Origin of the sequence: Oerskovia enterophila, from assembly GCF_044748475.1 — a bacterium.
Lineage (GTDB): Bacteria > Actinomycetota > Actinomycetes > Actinomycetales > Cellulomonadaceae > Oerskovia > Oerskovia enterophila.
The window spans coordinates 547,267-564,134 of sequence record NZ_JBIVFZ010000004.1 but is presented as its reverse complement, the minus strand read 5'-3'; the positions used below and the strand labels follow the sequence as shown (position 1 = coordinate 564,134).

Genomic DNA, 16,868 nt, shown 5'->3' with positions numbered 1-16,868 from the left:
GCCTCGCGCCTGACCGACCGTCCGAGCGGGCGTGACCTCCGGGTCACGCCCGCTCGGGCGTTCCCAGGGCTGTGCGGACTGCGGCCGCGAACACGTCGACGTCCTCGGGGGTCGTGTCCCACGAGCACATCCAGCGGACCTCGACGCGCTCGTCGCCCGTGACGGGGTCGGGGGAGGCGGCCGCCCAGTCGTAGAACGCGAAGTCCGCGCGCAGAGCCTCGGCCACGGCGCGCGGGAGCACCGCGAACACCGCGTTCGCCTGGGTGGGCTGGGAGAACGTGAGGCCCGACGGCGCCCCGGGCGTCCCGCCGTCGGGCACCTCTCCCGTGGTCGCCGCGGGCGAGAGCGCCGCACGCAGGCGCGCGGCCATCGCGTTGGCGTGCGCCGCGCTGGTGCGCCACAGGTCGTCCTCGAGCAGCGCCGTGAGCTGCGCCGAGACGAAGCGCATCTTCGACGCGAGCTGCATGGTCATCTTGCGGACGAAGTCCACGCCCTGAGCCGCGTCGGGGTCGAGGACCACGACGGCCTCGCCGAACAGCAGGCCGTTCTTGGTGCCGCCGAAGGACACGACGTCGACGCCCACGTCGGTCGTGGTCTCCCGCAACGACACCCCGAGCGCGGCCGCCGCGTTCGCGAGCCGCGCGCCGTCGAGGTGGACGCGCAGCCCGGCGGCGTGCGCGTGGTCGCTGATCGCGCGGATCTCGTCGGGCGAGTAGACCGTGCCCAGCTCTGTGGCCTGCGTGATCGAGACGACGAGCGGCTGCGCCCGGTGCTGGTCGCCCAGGTCGCCCACGAACCGGTCGATCGCGCCCGGCGTCAGCTTCCCGTCCGGGGCCGGGACCGTGAGGAGCTTGATCCCGCCGACGCGCTCGGGGGCGCCGTTCTCGTCCTGGTGGACGTGCGCGTGCTCCGACGTCACGACCGCGCCCCAGCGCGGCAGCATCGACGTGAGCGCGACGACGTTCGCGCCCGTCCCGTTGAAGACCGGGTAGGCCGTGGCCGCCTCACCGAAGTGGTGCCGGACGGCCTCCTGGAGACGCTCGGTCCACGGGTCCGTGCCGTACGAGCCGGCGTGGCCCACGTTCGCCGCGGTCAAGGCTGCGAGGACCGCCGGGTGGGCAGGGGCGTAGTTGTCGGACGCGAACGAGCGCGGGGTCGATGACACCCGGCCAGGGTAAGCCCGGTCAGGGCAGGGCGATCCGGTGATCGAGCAGGACGAGGACAGCCGACCCGTCGTCGGTCGTCTCGACCCGGAAGTCGCCCTCGGCCATGGGGCGTTCGTGACGGGTCCTCACGTCGAGGAGTCCGGGGACGTCCGCTCGGTAGTAGACGTCCGGGCCGCCGCGCCAGACCCCGTACGTCATGTGACCGTGGAGCGAACGGCGCTCCTCGACCAGGAGCTGCTCGCCGGGCGGCCGGGCCAACTGGTCCAGCGGGACGTAGGAGCTCATCGAGGAGCCGACCGACATCAGCCATGCGTAGAACACCACGCACAGGAGGACGAGCAGGACGACTCCCGTGGCGAGCCACGCCAGGACGCCGATCCGGAAGGGGTGGTTCATCGACACCCGGACAGCCAGCACCATGCAGACGACGCCCGCGCATCCGCAGATCGCCAACCAGAGCCAGGCGGTCACCGTCGCCGCTTCGTGGCCTCGGACGAGCAGCAGTCGTCCCGAGTCGACATACGGGGCGAGGAGGAAGATCCCCACCGCGGCGATCACCGCGACCACGGCGGGAGTCCCCAGCCAGACGCGCCACGCCCAGCGGGAGCTCCGCGCAGAGGGCGTCGTCGTGTCCGGCACGGTCGTGGTGCTCACGACCGCAGTCAACCAGAAGCGTTCGCGGGGCGGAACCGCACGCCGGGTCGAACCATTCAGCCCCTGTGCTCCCCGTCCACGTAGTACCAGCGCCCGTCCTCGCGCACGAACGAGCTGACCTCGTGCAGCGACCCGCGCTCGCGGGTCTCCGCGGAGCGGAAGTGGGCCACGAACTCGACGACGCCCGTCCGGTCGAGCGGGCCGCCCGCGCTCGTCGCCACGACGTCCAGACGGCGCCACGCCACGTCGTCGTCGAGGTCCAGGTCCGCGGGGCGCGTCGAGGGGTGCCAGGTCGCGAGCAGGTAGTCCGCGTCGCCGACCGCGAACGCCGCGTAGCGTGAACGCATCAGGGCCTCGGCGGTCGGAGCCGTCACGGCGTCGGGACCGGCCGCACCCGGACCCGTGGCGAGGCCGGCGTGGAAGCGTCCGCAGCACGCCCCGTACGTCTCGCCGGACAGGCACGGGCAGCGGGCGTCGTCGGGCAGGGGCGAGGTCGCGGTCACCCGCCCATCCTTCCGTAGGGTGTGAGCCGTGCGCACCCTCCGCTGGACCTTCGCGGTCTACCTCGCCGCCGTCCTGGTCGTGACGTGCTGGCCGTCGCCCGAGTCCACGGCAGCCCCGGGCTGGGCGCTCGCGGTCGTCGACGTGTTCCGCGCGGTGGGGCTGCCCATGACCGTCGTGTTCCTCGAGGCGGCGTCGAACGTGGTCATGTTCCTGCCGTTCGGCGTCCTGGGGCTCCTCCTGCTGACCGGGCCCGGCGCCCGGGGCGACCTCGCGTCCGATCCCGCGCGTGGGCTCTGGCGGCGCGCCGGGCTCGTGGTGCTCGCGGGCTTCGCGCTGTCGCTCGCGATCGAGCTGACCCAGCTCCTCATCCCCGGCAGGTACTCGACCGTGCAGGACGTCGTGCTCAACACGACGGGGGCCGCGCTGGGGGCGGCTGCGGCGGCCGGGCTCCTCGCGCTGCGGCGCGCACGGCCGGCCCCCTCGACGTCGTAGGCGACCTGCACCGCGGCGCTGCGGGCGACCCGCGCCAGAGCGGCGCCCACCCCGGAGGGTGAGCGCCGCCGTCGGGCCGGTGGTGCTACCGGCAGGTGACCGCCGCGTGCGCTGCAGTGCTGGTGCTCTGCACGCCCGCGCCGTCCACGTTCTTGTAGGCCACGAGCTTGGCCTCCCCGGCGTCGAGCGACGCGCCCCGGGTCAGGGTGTGCTCGACCGTGCTGCCCACGGGGATCTTGCTGAACTTGTGCTCGCCCGCGGCCGAGGTGACCCGGACGTCGATCGGCACGCTGTCCGTGTTGGTGACCGCGACCCGGATGCTCGCCGTCCGCCCGTTGCACGCGGCCGTCGCGGTCGACGTGAGCAGGACCGAGGTGCCGCCCGGGCCGGCCGGGATGGTCGACGCGGCGCCCGACTGCTCGAAGGTCGGCGTGCCGAACGTCGCGAACCAGTCCTTGGCCTGGTTGAAGTCCTCGGTGAAGGCCCGCGACAGGACCAGGAGCAGGCGGGCCTTGACCGCCGTCAGGTCCTCACCCGCGAGCACCCCGTTGCTGCCCCCGTAGCTCGACCCGGACCCGGTCCGCGTCGTGCTGACGAACCAGACCCCCTTGGCCACGGCCTTGCTGCGCTCCGAGCTCATGGCGCCCGAGATGCCGCCGGCGCCCGTGCCCGCGGTGACCATGCCCTTGACCCCGGCGTCCGCGAACGCCTTGACGGCCTCGCCCCCGGCCTGCTGGTAGGACATGACGATCTCGACGCGCGGCAGCGTCTTGGGGTCGACCTTCGAGACGTCGAACGGCGTGAACCACGACTCCTGGTCGCAGCTCATGACGCGGGCCGGTGCCCGGCCCAGGGTGATGTTGGCGCCGTCGATCCAGCCCAGGACCCCGTACTCGCGCGTCTGGAACGTGTCGGTGCGGTAGGCGTTGGTCTTGGTGACCTCGCGTGCCGCCTGGATCTCGTCGTTGAGCATGAGGACGGTCCCGAAGCAGTACGTCTGCTGGCTCGCCGCGAGGCGCACGGCGTTGTAGAGGTTGGCCGGTGCGTCGGACCCGAAGACGGCCTTGTCGGCCGGGGTGTCGCCCGCGCCCCAGGGACGCATCGAGCCCGAGGTGATGACGGGCTTGCGGGACTGGACCGTGAGGTCGAGCCAGTAGGCGAACTCCTCCTGGGTGTCGGTGCCGGTCGTGACGACCACGGCGTCCGCGGTCTCGAGCTGCTTCTCGACCTCGAGCGTCAGGGCGTGGAACTGCTCCATGGTGTAGCCCGACGATCCGGCGTTGCCGAACTGGACCGCGGTGACGTCGGCGATCTGGTCGATCTCGGGGCGGAGCGTGTCGAGCATGTCGGACATGAGGTAGGTGCCTGCGCGGTAGCTCGTGAAGCCGTCGCGCGTGCTGGCCTTGCCGGCCATGGTGCCGCCGGTCGCGACGACCACGACCTTGGGCTTGGACGTCGTGGCGGCCGCGGTCACGGCCTGATAGCTGCTGGACGTGATGCCCAGCGGGGTCGTGCCCGAGGCGAGGACCATCGGCTGCTGCCCCTGCGCAGCGGCCGTGGTGCGGGACTCGGCGATCGAGTAGGCGACGACGGAGACGAGCGAGACCAGGGCGAGGAGGAGTGCGACGCCGGCCGCGAGGGCGCGGCCGGACAGGGTCAGTGTCAGGGATCTCACGAGAGCCTTTCGGTCAGGGGGACGTCAGGGCTCGGACGCTATGCGCGGCCTGTTTCCTGGGCATTGCCTGGGTGTAAGAAGCACGGTTGTGCCGGATCGCGAGGGTTGTCGGGTGGGTGCGGGCGGCGCGTTCACGGGCATATGCTGTCGTGAAGACAGTAAAATCTGGAGGAGCACTCATGCAGTTCAGCAACAAGGTCGCGCTCGTCACGGCCTCCGGCGCAGGTATCGGCGAGGCCGTCGCGAAGCGGCTCGCCGCTCAGGGAGCGGCCGTCGTCGTCTCCGACGTCAACGACGAGGCCGGCGCGCGCGTGGTCGCCGAGATCGAGGCCGCGGGCGGCCGGGCCGCGTACCGTCGGGCGGACGTCGCCGACCCGGCAGACGTCTCCGCCCTCGTCGGGTTCGCGGTCGAGACGTTCGGGGGGCTGCACCTCGCGGTCAACAACGCGGGGGTCGGCACGCGCCCGTTCCGTCTCGACCAGATGCCGCAGGACGGCTGGGACCGCACGCTCGACATCACCCTGCGCGGGACCTTCCTGTCGATGAAGGCCGAGATCGCCCACATGCTCGCCCACGGCGGCGGCAGCATCGTCAACATCGCCTCGATCGCCGGCCTCAAGGCGTCGCCCGGCCTCTCGCCGTACTCGGCCGCCAAGGCCGGCGTCGTCTCGCTCACGCGTGGCACCGCGATCGAGTACGTGACCGACGGCATCCGCATCAACGCCGTCGCGCCGGGCGCGATCGAGACGGCAGCGCTCGCGTCGCTGCCCGAGGAGGCCCGTGCCGGGTATGCGGCCGACGTCCCCATGCAGCGGCTGGGGCAGCCGTCCGAGATCGCGGACGCGGTCGCGTTCCTGCTGTCCGACCAGGCGAGCTTCATCACGGGCGTGGTCCTGCCCGTCGACGGCGGCACGCAGGTCGCATGACCGACGCACCGCACCCCGGGGCGAGGCAGGGCTCCGGCCCTGCCCCCGCTCCGGGGTCCCCGGGGGGCGTGCTGGGCGACCCGCGCGTCCCCGGATACCGGTCCGACCTGCTCGACTCCCTGGTCCGGGTCATGGGCCTGTGGACGAGCGGCGACTTCCTCGCCGCGGTCGCGGCGCGCGAGGGGATCGACCTGGACTCGCCCGCCGTCGTGGTCCTCACCGTCGTGTGGCGGGAGGGGCCGCGGCGCCCCTCGGCGATCGCGGAGCACCTGTCCACCGGGCCGTCCAACGTGAGCAAGATCCTGCGTCGCCTCGACGCAGCGGGCCTCACCGAGCGCCGCGAGGACCCCGACGACGCGCGCGCGGCACGCGTCCACCTCACCGAGGCGGGGGCACAGGTCGCGAGGACGTTCGTCGCTGCCGGCGACCGGCTGGTGGACGAGCTGCTCGACGGATGGGCCCCGGAGGACCGGCAGGCGTTCGCGGGACTCATGCGCCGGTTCGAGCGCGCGAGCGAGGGGTTCCTCGAGCGGACGTGAGTGCCCTGGGTCCGGCGTGAGCCCGGCGCCGTGAGCCGGCGCCTGTCCCGGCGCCGTGCGTCCCGGCCCGTGCCCGGTGCACCGCTCACGCCCACAGCAGCCGCCACCACGTCTCGTCCGGTGCCTCCGCTCGGTGGATGCGGTGGATCCGGTGCGGTGCGTGCTCGGCGTCGTCGAGCCCCAGCTCGTCGACCGCGTAGGCCCACAGGAGCTCGCACTCGCAGCCGGGGGCGTGGTGCTCGGTCACCAGCAGGTCGGCCTCGAAGCGCACGAGCGCGCCCTCGGACACGAGCCGCTCGTCGCAGCGCCCGGGGCCGAGCACGAACCCGTGGAGCGTGATCTCGCCGGGGTGGGCGACGGTCGCGCGCAGCTGGTTCCCGAGCGTGGGCGAGCCGTTCGACCGGTGGACGAGGTGCGCGGGCGCGAACCGGGCCAGCAGCGCCTCGGCGACCGGGGCGTCGAGGTGCGCGAAGAAGGTCGGTTCGAGCGGGTCGTCGTCGGCGTGCACGATCGGTTCCAGGAGCTCGGGCACCGCGTCGGCGAGCAGCCAGCCGTGCGCGTGCGGTCCGTGGAGGTGGTGGAAGCCGCCTGGGCCGCCGGCCTCGGCGGCCTGCCGTTCCCAGGTGGCGCGCAGGGTGCGCAGGCCCGGCGGCGAGACGGGGTGCCGGGGCGTGGTGCGGCGTCGGGGGTGCGAGGACCGGATGCTGTGGGTCATGCGGGCAGCGTGGCGCAGCCGCGTCCTCGCGCGCGGCGGGCCCGGGGTCATCTGTGGACACGACTCGCGACGTGGGGCTTGTGGATGACCTCCGACCCCGCAGAATGAACAGCAGGGACGGGCGATCCGAACGCCCCAGCGGCACTCCCGCGCACGACGCGCGGTCGGAAGGGAACCCCCATGACCACAGCGCGTGCGACCACAGTTCTCGTGACGGGCGGCACCGGCACTCTCGGCACCCCCACCGTGAACCTGCTGCGCGAGGCCGGGCACGACGTCCGCGTCCTCAGCCGCTCGGCCGGCACGACGCCCGGCGTCGTGACGGGCGACCTCACGACAGGTGAGGGGCTGGGCGAGGCGTTCGACGGCGTCGAGGTCGTCCTGCACCTCGCGACCCGCGGGCCCCGCGCCGACGTCGAGATGGGCCGCAGGCTCGTGACCGCGGCCCGCGACGCGCGCGTGGGGCACGTCGTGTTCCAGTCGATCGTCGGCGTCGACCGCATCCCGCTCGGCTACTACCAGGCCAAGGTCGAGGTCGAGTCGATCCTCACCGCGTCCGGGCTGCCGCACACGATCCTGCGGGCCACGCAGTTCCCGCAGCTCGTCGTCGGGATGTTCACGGCGCAGCGCTTCTCGCCCGTCCTCCTCACGCCCGCGCTCGAGGTCCAGCCGATCGCCGTGCCCGACGTCGCCGCGCGCCTCGCGGAGATCGTCGCCGCCGGGCCCGCGGGCCGGGTCGGCGACATCGGCGGACCCGAGCGCATCACGGGCCGGGAGGCCGCGCGCGCCTGGGCGCGGGCGACCGGGAGCCGCCGACCGGTCGCGCGGGTGCGGGTGCCGGGGAAGACCTTCGCGGCCTTCGCGGCCGGGCACCACATGGTGCCCGGCGAGCCCTACGGGACCGGCACGTACGGGCAGTACCTGCTGGAGAGGTACGGCCGGGGGCGGTGACCGCGACGTCCTGCAGTGCGCGGGCACCCGCCTCCCGGCCGCGCCAGACCTCGTCGGCCGCGCGCTCGCGCGGGGAGCGTCAGCCGACGCGCTCCCACGGGCCCCACGCGGAGCCGTCGGGCTGCTGGTTCCTGGTCCACCAGCGCGCCTCGTAGGTCGCGCCCTCGAACGTCGCGCGCTCGCCCGCGACGTAGACGCGCGTCACGGCCCACGGGCTCGTGCCCGCCTCGTCGGCTGCGGCCGCCTCCTGCCACGGCCCGTACGCCGAGGCGCCCGGCTCCTGGCCCGAGGTCCACCACGACGCGACGTACGCGGTGCCGTCGTGCAGGACGACGTCACCGGCCGTGTAGACGGCCGCCGCGGTCCAGGCCGACGTGGCCGCGTCCGGCGCGAGCTCGGCCGCGACGGGGGCCAGGAGGCGACCGTCGAGGTCGAACATGGCCTGGTTCTCCCACGCGTTGCCCGACGACGCGTCGGCCGGGTCCCAGCCGTTGCCCTCGACCGACGTCCACGCCGGCTCCCAGTACACGACCCCCAGGCCGCGTCCGCCCGGGGCCGACGCGACGACGTCCTGGACCGCACGCAGCGCCGCGGCCTGTCCCGCCGGGGTCGCGGGGTAGCCGGGGACCAGGTCGTCCTCGGTCGCGATGACGTTCTCCCACGCGGGCGATCCGTCCTCGAGCGTGAACGGGTAGGCCGTCTCGACGACCATGACGTCACGGTCGTAGCGGTCGGACAGCGTCCCGACCGCGTTCTGCAGGTCGCCCAGGCTGCCGTGCCAGTAGCCGTAGTAGCTCAGACCGATCACGTCGAAGTCGACCCCGCGCGAGGTGACCTCGTCGAACCACCAGGTGAGGCCGCCGATCCCGTCGTTGATGTTCGTCAGGTGCAGGATCACCTGAGCCTCGGGGGTCACGTCGCGCACCGCCCGGGAGCCCGCGCTCAGGAAGGCCGCGAGCGAGTCCCACTGCGCGGTGTCGTACCCGTCGCCCGGGACCACGTCCCACGTCTGCCCGGAGGGCCACATCATGCCGGGGTTGATCTCGTTGCCGACCTGCACGTAGTCCGTGGTCACGCCCGCGTCCCGCAGCGCGACCAGGACGGCGTGCGTGTGGTCGTAGACGTACTGCGCCAGCTCGTCGGTCGTCCCGCCGACCCACGCGGACGGGGTGCCCTGCGCGCCCGGGTCGGTCCAGCGGTCCGAGTAGTGGAAGTCGATCATGACGTCCATGCCCGCAGCCTCGATGCGCCGGGCGCTCTCGACGACGTGCGTGATCTCGTTGTACCCGTCGGCCGGGTCGACCCACACCTTGAGGCGGCCCAGGTTCATGCCCGCGTCCGCGAGGATCTCGACCGGGTCGCCCGGCGTGCCGTCGGTGCTCGCGTAGGTCGCGCCGAAGGCCTCGTTCTTCGCGACGCCCGACAGGTCGCCGCCGCGCACGTCGCGCGTCACGCGCCCGCGCTCGAGCGTCACGTCGTCGACCGACGCCCACGCGCCTCCCGGGCCGTCGGTCACGACCGCGACCGTGCAGTCGCCGCCCGTCACGTAGGCCGAGACGGACAGGCGGACCCACTGGTCGTCCTGCTCGGTGACCGGGGTCGTCGTCGCGTCGTCGACCCCGCAGCCCGTGAGCTCGAGCCGCGTCGCGTCGAGCGCACCGCCCGACTTCACCCAGGCGCTCGCGGTCCACCAGCCCGTGGCCAGGCCCTCGACGGTCTGGGCCGTCGTGACGTCGTAGGCGTCACCCGCCCAGTGCGTCAGCCGGCCCGACGACGCGCCGTGCCCGGCGTCCTCGACCTTCGCCCCGCCGTCGTGCCCCGAGGCGCTCGTGACGGTCCAGCCCGTGAGCCCGGCCTCGAAGCCGGGGTTCACCAGGGTGCCGGGCGCTGCGGCCGTCGTGGGCGCTGCGGGTGCGGCGCTCGCAGGCGTGACGCCCGCGAGCGCGAGCGCGGTCACCAGGACTCCCAGGGTGCTCTTCCTCGTCGATCTCATCCGTCCTCCTTGACGTGGTGCGTTGATGGGTGGAGCAAGGCCCGCGGACGGTCGGGCCGACCAGGGGCGTGGTCGGCCCGACCGCCCGCGGGAGAGCAGGGGCGATCCTCAGGCGAGCGGCGAACGCAGCACGCGCACGGCCCCCGGGGCCACGGTCGCGGCGCCCGGCGCGGCCTCGCCCGTCACGAGGTCGGTGGTCCCGTCGGCGAGCGAGGGGAGCGTGACCTCCTGGTCGGTGTGGTTGATCGCGACGACGTACTCGGCGTCCTCGCCGCGGCGGCGCACCACCTCGAAGCCCTCCGGCAGGCCCGACGGCGCCAGTCCCGCGTCCGCGTAGACGGCGCCCAGGAGCGTGCTCAGCGCGGCGACGTCGAGGCGCGTCGAGACGTACCAGCCCGTGCCCTCGCCGAGCGTGTGCCGCGTGATCGCGGGGGAGCCCGGGGCCGGGCCGTCGACGTACGTGCCCACGACCTGCGCGCCCTCGAGCGTGATGTCGTCGGCCCACACGTCCCCGGGGAGGGTGCCGGTCAGTGCCGGCGCGACCTCTCCGCCGTCGAGCGCGACGCTCAGCGACTCGCCCTCCCGCAGGGGCAGGAACTCCTCGACCGTGAGCCCGAGCGCGCGGCGCAGCGGGGCCACGAAGCCGCCCGGGTGCACCGCGTCGTGCTCGTCGACCGCGGCCGAGAAGTACGAGACCAGGAGCGTGCCGCCGCCCTCGACGTAGCGCGTGAGGTTCTCGGCCGACTCCTCGGTCAGCAGGTACGACGCGGGCGCGACGACCAGGCGGTAGCCCGACAGGTCCTGCCCAGGGTGCGCGAAGTCCACCTGGACGCCGTCGCGCCAGAACCGGTCGTAGAACGCGTCGACGCGCTCGCGGTGCTGCGCGTCCACGCTCGGGCGCCACTCGAGGTCCTGCGCCCAGAACGACTCGGGGTCCCACAGGATCGCGACGTCGGCGTGCACGCGCGACCCGCGGAGCTCGCCGATCGCGCCGAGCTCAGCGCCCAGCGCCACGACCTCGCGCCACACGCGGCTGCCCGTCCCCGCGTGCGGGAGCATCGCCGAGTGGAACTTCTCGGCCCCCGAGCGCGAGGCCCGCCACTGGAAGAACATGATCGCATCGGCCCCGCGGCCCAGGTGCGAGAACGCGTTGCGCGCCATCTCGCCCGGACGCTTGGCGACGTTGCGCGGCTGCCAGTTCACGCCGGACGTCGAGTGCTCGAGCAGCATCCACGGCTTGCCGCCCGCGACCGAGCGCGTCAGGTCCGCAGCCAGCGCGAGCCCCACCTCGTTGCGCGGGTCCGCTGCCCGCAGGTAGTGGTCGTTCGAGACGATGTCGACCTCGCGGGCCCAGGCCCACAGGTCGGTCGACGGGCACTCGCCCGCCATGAAGTTGGTCGTGACCGGCACCGACGAACGGGCGCGGATCGCGTCGCGCTCGGCGACGAAGCACGCCAGCAGCGCGTCGTTGGTGAAGCGGGCGAAGTCCAGGCGCTGCGCGGGGTTGACGACCGAGGCCGCGACCGCGGGCACGCCCACGTGCTCCCACTCGCCGTAGACCTGCCCCCAGAACCGGGTGCCCCATGCGGCGTTCAGACCCTCGAGGTCGCCGTAGCGCTCGCGCAGCCACTCGCGGAAGGCCGCGGCGCTCGCGGGCGAGTAGTCGTCCGAGACGGGCGCGCCGTACTCGTTGTGCACGTGCCACAGGGCGAGCGCGGGGTGCGATCCGTAGCGCTCGGCGAGCGCGGTCGTGATGCGGACGCACGCGCGGCGGTAGTCGGGCGAGCTGGGCGAGACCATGCCGCGCGAGCCGAACCCCAGGACCGTCCCGTCGCGGGTCACGACGCGCGACTCGGGGTAGGCGTGGAAGAACCAGGCCGGCGGCGACGCCGTGGGGGTGCCGAGGTCGACGCGGATGCCGTGCGCGTGGAGCAGGTCGAACAGGCGGTCGAGCCACGCGAGGTCGAGCTCTCCCTCACGGGGCTCCATGAGCGCCCAGCTGAACATCCCGATGCTCACGAGGTTCACCCCGGCCTCGCGCATCAGCGCGACGTCCTGCTCCCAGACCTCTTCCGGCCACTGCTCGGGGTTGTAGTCACCGCCGTAGCAGATCGCGTCGACGCCAGGCAGCCAGCCGTCGTAGACGGGGCCGACCGGGCGGGGCTTGGCGGAAGTCATGCGCTCTCCTCGAAACACGTCGCTGTGCACGATCACAGGTGTGATCGACCGTGCAACACCTAGGTAACAGCATGAAACATGATGTTGACAAGACCATGCGGGGCGTGAGTACTGTGACCGTGCACAGCCCCACACTGTCGTGAGTCGCCCTGGCCCAAGCCCTGGCGAGAAGCGCGATGGTTCCTTGACGAGGAGGACCTCATGCGCCTGTCCACAGGCACGAAGGCAGCGGCGATCATCGCCTCCGCCGCACTACTGATGACCGCTTGCAGCTCGGGCGGCGGCGGTTCCGACGCCCCGGCGGCCGACGGACCGGTCGAGCTGACCTTCTGGACCTGGGCGCCGAACGTGGACAAGGTCGTCGAGACCTGGAACGCGGCGAACCCCGACATCCAGGTCACGGTCAACAAGCAGGACGGCGGTGACCCCGCCATCACCAAGCTGCTGACCGCGGTCAAGGCGGGCAGCGGTGCGCCCGACATCATGCAGACCGAGTACCAGAAGATCCCCACGCTGGTCTCGGCCGACGCGCTCGCCGACATCTCGGGAGAGGTCGCGGACCTGGCGGACCAGTTCCCCGAGGGCGTCTGGAACGACGTGACGCTCGGCTCCGACGCGGTCTACGCCGTGCCGCAGGACTCGGGCCCCATGCAGTTCTACTACCGCGCCGACATCTTCGAGCAGCTCGGGCTGACCGTCCCCACGACGTGGGACGAGTACGCCGCGACGGCCGCCGCCCTGCAGGCCGCCGACCCGACCAAGTACCTCGGCACGTTCTCGGCGACCGACGCGGGCTGGTTCACGGGCCTCTCGCAGCAGGCCGGCGCCTCCTGGTGGGGCATCGACGGGGACGCGTGGACCGTCGCGGTCGACGACGAGGCGACGCTCAAGGTCGCTGACTACTGGGGCGGTCTCGTCGAGTCCGGCGTGATCGACAACAAGCCCATGTACACCCCCGAGTGGAACGCCGCGCTCAACAACGGCACGCAGATCGGCTGGCTCTCGGCCATCTGGGCGCCGGGCGTCCTCGAGGGCAACGCCCCCGACACCGCGGGCCTGTGGAAGATGGCCCCCATGCCGCAGTGGGACGCCGCGAAGCCGGCCACGGGCAACTGGGGCGGTTCCGCCACGGCCGTGACGAGCCAGTCGAAGCACCCCGCAGAGGCCGCGCAGTTCATCACGTGGCTCAACTCGTCGCAGGAGGGCGTCGACCTCCTCGTCGACCAGACCGGGATCTACCCCGCGAACATCCCGGCGTCGGCCGAGGCGCTCTCCGAGCCCCCGACGTTCTTCGCGAACCAGCCCGACTTCTACGAGATCGCGGCCCAGACGGCCAAGACCGCGGGCAGCTTCACGTACGGCCCCAACGTCAACGTCACCTACTCGGCGTACAACGACGAGTTCGGCAAGGCCACCGAGGCGAAGTCGCAGGCCGCGTTCACCGCTGCGGTCGAGGCCATGCAGAAGGTCACGCTCGAGGACCTCAAGAGCTCCGGCTTCAACGTCAAGGAATAGGCCCGACGGCGGTCGCTCGGTTCGTCCGGGCGGCCGCCTCGCCCGTCGCTCGCCCCGAGCGGCGGCACCGGGAGCCCCGACGGGCGCCCGCACCACCCCTTCCGCTCCGTGCTTCAGCAGCCGCCTGCCCCCGTCCGGCGGAGACCTTCCGAGGAGAGATCGTGACCACGACCACGCCAGTGCGGCCCAGCGCGCCCCCCGCGGCGCGACGCCGCCGACCGGGTGCGTCCCGGCGCCAGGCAGCCCCCTGGGGCTTCCTCGCCCCGGCGATCGTGCTGTTCGTCCTCTTCCTCGCGCTGCCCATCGCGTACGCGGTCTACCTGAGCTTCCGGACCGAGAAGGTCAGCGGGCTGGGTCTGGGGTCGGGGGCACGGACCGAGGTGTGGAACGGGTTCGCGAACTACGCGGCGTCGCTCGCCGACCCGGAGTTCCTCGCGTCCGTGGGGCGCGTCGCGCTCTACGGCGTGATCGTCGTGCCGACCATGCTGGGCCTCGCGCTGCTCTTCGCGCTGCTGCTCGACTCGCGCCGGTCGCGGGCCACCAAGTTCTCGCGGATCTCGATCTTCCTGCCCTACGCGGTGCCCGCGGTGATCTCGTCGCTCCTCTGGGGCTTCCTCTACCTGCCGGGCGTGAGCCCCTTCTACTACGTGTTCGACCGGCTCGGCTGGGACGTCCCGTCCCTGTTCTCGTCGGACCTGGTGATCTTCGCGGTCGCGAACATCGCGGTGTGGGGTGGCGTCGGGTTCAACATGGTCGTGATCTACACGTCGTTGCGCGCGATCCCGTCCGAGCTGTACGAGGCCGCCGAGCTCGACGGCTGCAACCAGATCGGCATGGCGTGGCGGATCAAGATCCCCATCGTCGTCCCGTCGATCATCATGACGTTCGTCTTCTCGATGATCGCGACCCTGCAGGTGTTCGCCGAGCCCACGACCCTCAAGCCGCTCAGCAACACGATCTCCAGCACGTGGACCCCGCTCATGAAGGTGTACCGCGACGCGTTCATCCGCGGTGACCTGTACTCGGCGGCCGCGACCTCGGTCATCATCGCCGTCGCGACGTTCGTCCTCTCGTTCGGGTTCCTGCGCCTCGTGCAGAGCCGTGCCTTCGGTCAGGAGAAGTGACCATGACTACCGACGCTGCTGAGACCGCCCTCGTCGCCGAGACCTTCGACGCGCGCCCCGGGGCGGTCGTCAAGAAGTCCCGCAAGGCTCCGCGGACGGGCCACCGGTCCGCGGGCGAGCGCCCGAGCGGGACCGCGACCGCGATCCTGCTCGTGGGCGCCCTGTACTGCCTGCTGCCCGTGCTGTGGGTCGTCGTGGCCTCGACCAAGTCGGGGAGCGAGCTGTTCTCGACCTTCACGTTCGCGCCGTCCTCGCACTTCCTGGACAACGTGTCCGACCTCAACGCCTACCGCGGCGGTCTGTTCTGGCGGTGGATGGCGAACACGGCCCTCTACGCGGGCATCGGCGGGCTGCTCTCGGTCGTCGTCTCCGCCATGGCGGGCTACGCGCTCGCGAAGTACCGCTTCCGCGGGAAGACGGGGGTCTTCAACATGCTGCTCGCCGGCGTGCTCGTGCCCGGTGTGGTGCTCGCGATCCCGCAGTACCTGCTCCTGGCCCAGGCCGGTCTGACCAACACGTACTGGGCCGTGCTCCTGCCGAGCATCATCAGCCCGTACGGGATCTACCTCGCCCGCATCTACGCGGGGGCGTCGATCCCCGACGAGATCGTCGAGGCCGCCCGGACCGACGGCGCCGGTGAGCTCCGGACGTTCGCGCAGGTCGCGATGCCCATGATGGCGCCCGGCCTGGTCACGGTGTTCCTCTTCCAGTTCGTCGCGATCTGGAACAACTTCATGCTGCCGTACATCATGCTCGGCGACGACAAGCTCTTCCCGCTCACGGTCGGGCTGTCGGGTCTGCTGAACCAGGGGGCGTCGCAGCCCGCGCTGTACACGCTCGTGATCACGGGCGCGCTGCTGTCGATCGTCCCGCTCGTGGCCCTGTTCCTCCTCCTGCAGCGCTACTGGCAGGTCGACCTCGCCGCCGGCGCGGTCAAGGCCTGAGGATGTCCCTAGACTCACGTGTCGTGGAGCAGTCCGGGAACGACGTCGTACCCCAGCCCGTCGATGCCGTGCGCGAGGGCGGTCGCGAAGCCGCGCGCGGCACCTCCCCGGGTGCGGGGGCGGGCGCGGGCGCCGGACCCGTGCGCGAGAGGCGGGCGGCGGCGTCGGGCAACGGGGCGAAGCGTCGCCCCACGATCCGCGACGTCGCGGACGTCGCGGGCGTCTCGCGCGGGACCGTGTCCCGCGTGATCAACGGTGGCCACTGGGTCTCTCCCGATGCCCTCGCGGCGGTCAACGAGGCGATCCGGACCACGGGGTACGCCGCGAACCAGCACGCGCGCAGCCTCGTGACGGGGCGGTCGAACTCGATCGCGTTCCTGCTGACCGAGCCGCAGCACCTGCTGTTCGAGGACCCCAACTTCTCGATCCTGCTGCGGGGCGCGGCCGAGGAGCTCGCGAAGCGCGAGATGCCGCTGCTGCTCATGGTCGCGGGGACCCCCGAGGAGCGTCGCCGCATCGGTGGGTACGTCGCGGCGGGGCACGTCGACGGCGTCCTGCTCATCAGCTCGCACCAGGGCAACCCGATGCTGGCCGAGCTGCTCAAGCAGAAGGTCCCGACGGTCGCCTGCGGTGTCCCGCTCGGGTACGAGGGGCGCGTCGGGTACGTCGCGGCCGACGACCGGGCCGGGGCGCGCACCATGACGCAGCACCTGCTCGACTCGGGGCGCACGCGCATCGCGACGATCACGGGTCCGCTCGACACCCCGGGCGGGACGCTGCGCCTCGACGGGTACCGCGACGCGCTGGGCGACCGGTTCGACGAGTCGCTCGTCGCGCACGGCGACTACTCGCGCGAGCGGGGGCGGCTCGCGATGGCCGAGCTGCTCGAGCGGCGCCCTGACCTCGACGCCGTGTTCGTCGCGTCGGACCTCATGGCGGCGGGGGCGCTCGTCGCGCTCCAGGCCACGGGTCGGAGCGTGCCCGGGGACGTGGCAGTGGGCGGGTTCGACGACTCGGGGGTCGCGGCGTCGCTCCACCCGGCGCTGACGACCATGCGGCAGCCTTTCGAGCGCATCAGCGCCGAGATGGTGCGGCTGCTCCTCGAGGTCGTGGAGGGCCAGGAGCCTGCGGCCATCACGCTGCCGACGTCGCTCGTGGTGCGGGACTCGGCCTAGGGAGGTTCGGCCTTGCCCGGCGAGGCGGCGGGCCCGGGGGCGGCGCGTCCGGGGGGCGGGTGCCGTCGGCCCTGGCTGCCCAGGCCGGACCTGTCCGTCCGGTCGTGTGCGACGGGCACCGAGGCACAGGGGCGTGCCGGGGTGATTTGTCCTTGTGTGTCCCGTCTGGCAGGGTGGGCATCGGTCACGAGTGACCGGCGATACGCCCTCCGCGTGCCGGTCCGGCAACCGCGTTCCCGCGCACGGTGCCTCTGAGGAAGACCCGCCCGACCCGGCATCCGGGCCTTCGGGAAGTGCGAGGTCGAGGTCGCGTTCAT

The 16,868-nt window shown here is 72.7% G+C and carries 15 protein-coding genes and 1 riboswitch; of the genes, 8 read left to right on the top strand and 7 right to left on the bottom strand.

Going from position 1 to position 16,868, the window contains the following annotated elements:
* Positions 1–43: 43 nt before the first annotated feature.
* The 3 genes from ACIPWA_RS15380 to ACIPWA_RS15370 are packed head-to-tail and all read right to left on the bottom strand — an operon-like array spanning position 44 to position 2,323.
* Positions 44–1,165 carry a threonine aldolase family protein gene (locus ACIPWA_RS15380; protein ID WP_400291408.1) on the bottom strand — a complete coding sequence of 374 codons (1,122 nt, stop codon included), beginning with the start codon at positions 1,163–1,165 and terminating at the stop codon, positions 44–46.
* 19 nt (positions 1,166–1,184) lie between these two features.
* A complete protein-coding gene (locus tag ACIPWA_RS15375) occupies positions 1,185–1,820 on the bottom strand; it encodes a hypothetical protein (RefSeq protein WP_056653123.1) in 636 nt (211 codons plus the stop codon).
* Between the two features lie 56 nt (positions 1,821–1,876).
* Positions 1,877–2,323 carry a YchJ family protein gene (locus tag ACIPWA_RS15370; RefSeq protein ID WP_235534478.1) on the bottom strand — a complete coding sequence of 149 codons (447 nt, stop codon included), beginning with the start codon at positions 2,321–2,323 and terminating at the stop codon, positions 1,877–1,879.
* Between the two features lie 28 nt (positions 2,324–2,351).
* Between ACIPWA_RS15370 and ACIPWA_RS15365 the strand changes: the two genes are divergently transcribed.
* Positions 2,352–2,816 (top strand): VanZ family protein, encoded by a 465-nt coding sequence (locus ACIPWA_RS15365; protein WP_400291406.1) that lies wholly within the window; start codon positions 2,352–2,354, stop codon positions 2,814–2,816.
* Between the two features lie 85 nt (positions 2,817–2,901).
* On the opposite strand, the gene ACIPWA_RS15360 is transcribed toward ACIPWA_RS15365, so the two are convergent.
* On the bottom strand, positions 2,902–4,491 hold the full coding sequence (locus ACIPWA_RS15360; RefSeq protein ID WP_200960564.1) for an asparaginase: 1,590 nt from the start codon (positions 4,489–4,491) through the stop codon (positions 2,902–2,904).
* A gap of 179 nt (positions 4,492–4,670) precedes the next feature.
* Here ACIPWA_RS15360 and ACIPWA_RS15355 point away from each other — a divergent pair, with 179 nt between their 5' ends.
* Both ACIPWA_RS15355 and ACIPWA_RS15350 read left to right on the top strand, forming a co-directional pair.
* On the top strand, positions 4,671–5,417 hold the full coding sequence (locus tag ACIPWA_RS15355) for an SDR family NAD(P)-dependent oxidoreductase (RefSeq protein ID WP_400291403.1): 747 nt from the start codon (positions 4,671–4,673) through the stop codon (positions 5,415–5,417).
* The gene (locus tag ACIPWA_RS15350) at positions 5,414–5,956 is read left to right on the top strand and encodes a MarR family winged helix-turn-helix transcriptional regulator (protein WP_400291401.1); all 543 of its coding nucleotides are present in this window, start codon (positions 5,414–5,416) and stop codon (positions 5,954–5,956) included. The genes ACIPWA_RS15355 and ACIPWA_RS15350 overlap by 4 nt, the downstream gene beginning before the upstream one ends.
* A gap of 85 nt (positions 5,957–6,041) precedes the next feature.
* On the opposite strand, the gene ACIPWA_RS15345 is transcribed toward ACIPWA_RS15350, so the two are convergent.
* Positions 6,042–6,671: a hypothetical protein gene (locus ACIPWA_RS15345; RefSeq protein ID WP_056764385.1), complete on the bottom strand. Its 630-nt coding sequence runs from the start codon at positions 6,669–6,671 to the stop codon at positions 6,042–6,044.
* Positions 6,672–6,851: 180 nt separating this feature from the next.
* On the opposite strand from ACIPWA_RS15345, the gene ACIPWA_RS15340 reads away from it, so the two are divergent.
* Positions 6,852–7,622, top strand: coding sequence for an SDR family oxidoreductase (locus ACIPWA_RS15340; protein ID WP_056653109.1), 771 nt, complete (start codon positions 6,852–6,854; stop codon positions 7,620–7,622).
* Between the two features lie 79 nt (positions 7,623–7,701).
* Here ACIPWA_RS15340 and ACIPWA_RS15335 read toward each other — a convergent pair whose 3' ends face one another.
* Together ACIPWA_RS15335 and ACIPWA_RS15330 are read right to left on the bottom strand one after the other, a co-directional pair.
* Complete coding sequence (locus ACIPWA_RS15335) at positions 7,702–9,615, bottom strand: glycosyl hydrolase 53 family protein (protein ID WP_400291399.1); 1,914 nt, start codon at positions 9,613–9,615, stop codon at positions 7,702–7,704.
* 108 nt (positions 9,616–9,723) lie between these two features.
* Positions 9,724–11,793: a beta-galactosidase gene (locus tag ACIPWA_RS15330; protein ID WP_400291397.1), complete on the bottom strand. Its 2,070-nt coding sequence runs from the start codon at positions 11,791–11,793 to the stop codon at positions 9,724–9,726.
* A gap of 201 nt (positions 11,794–11,994) precedes the next feature.
* Between ACIPWA_RS15330 and ACIPWA_RS15325 the strand changes: the two genes are divergently transcribed.
* From ACIPWA_RS15325 to ACIPWA_RS15310, 4 genes are all read left to right on the top strand, one after another.
* Positions 11,995–13,308, top strand: a complete 1,314-nt coding sequence (locus ACIPWA_RS15325; protein ID WP_400291395.1) for an ABC transporter substrate-binding protein — start codon at positions 11,995–11,997, stop codon at positions 13,306–13,308.
* A 161-nt stretch (positions 13,309–13,469) separates the two neighbouring features.
* Complete coding sequence (locus ACIPWA_RS15320; RefSeq protein ID WP_082609058.1) at positions 13,470–14,432, top strand: carbohydrate ABC transporter permease; 963 nt, start codon at positions 13,470–13,472, stop codon at positions 14,430–14,432.
* Between the two features lie 2 nt (positions 14,433–14,434).
* Positions 14,435–15,376 (top strand): carbohydrate ABC transporter permease, encoded by a 942-nt coding sequence (locus ACIPWA_RS15315; protein ID WP_400291393.1) that lies wholly within the window; start codon positions 14,435–14,437, stop codon positions 15,374–15,376.
* Between the two features lie 140 nt (positions 15,377–15,516).
* Positions 15,517–16,551 carry a LacI family DNA-binding transcriptional regulator gene (locus ACIPWA_RS15310; protein WP_056653599.1) on the top strand — a complete coding sequence of 345 codons (1,035 nt, stop codon included), beginning with the start codon at positions 15,517–15,519 and terminating at the stop codon, positions 16,549–16,551.
* A gap of 182 nt (positions 16,552–16,733) precedes the next feature.
* A riboswitch (SAM riboswitch) is annotated at positions 16,734–16,853 on the top strand.
* Positions 16,854–16,868 lie beyond the last annotated feature (15 nt).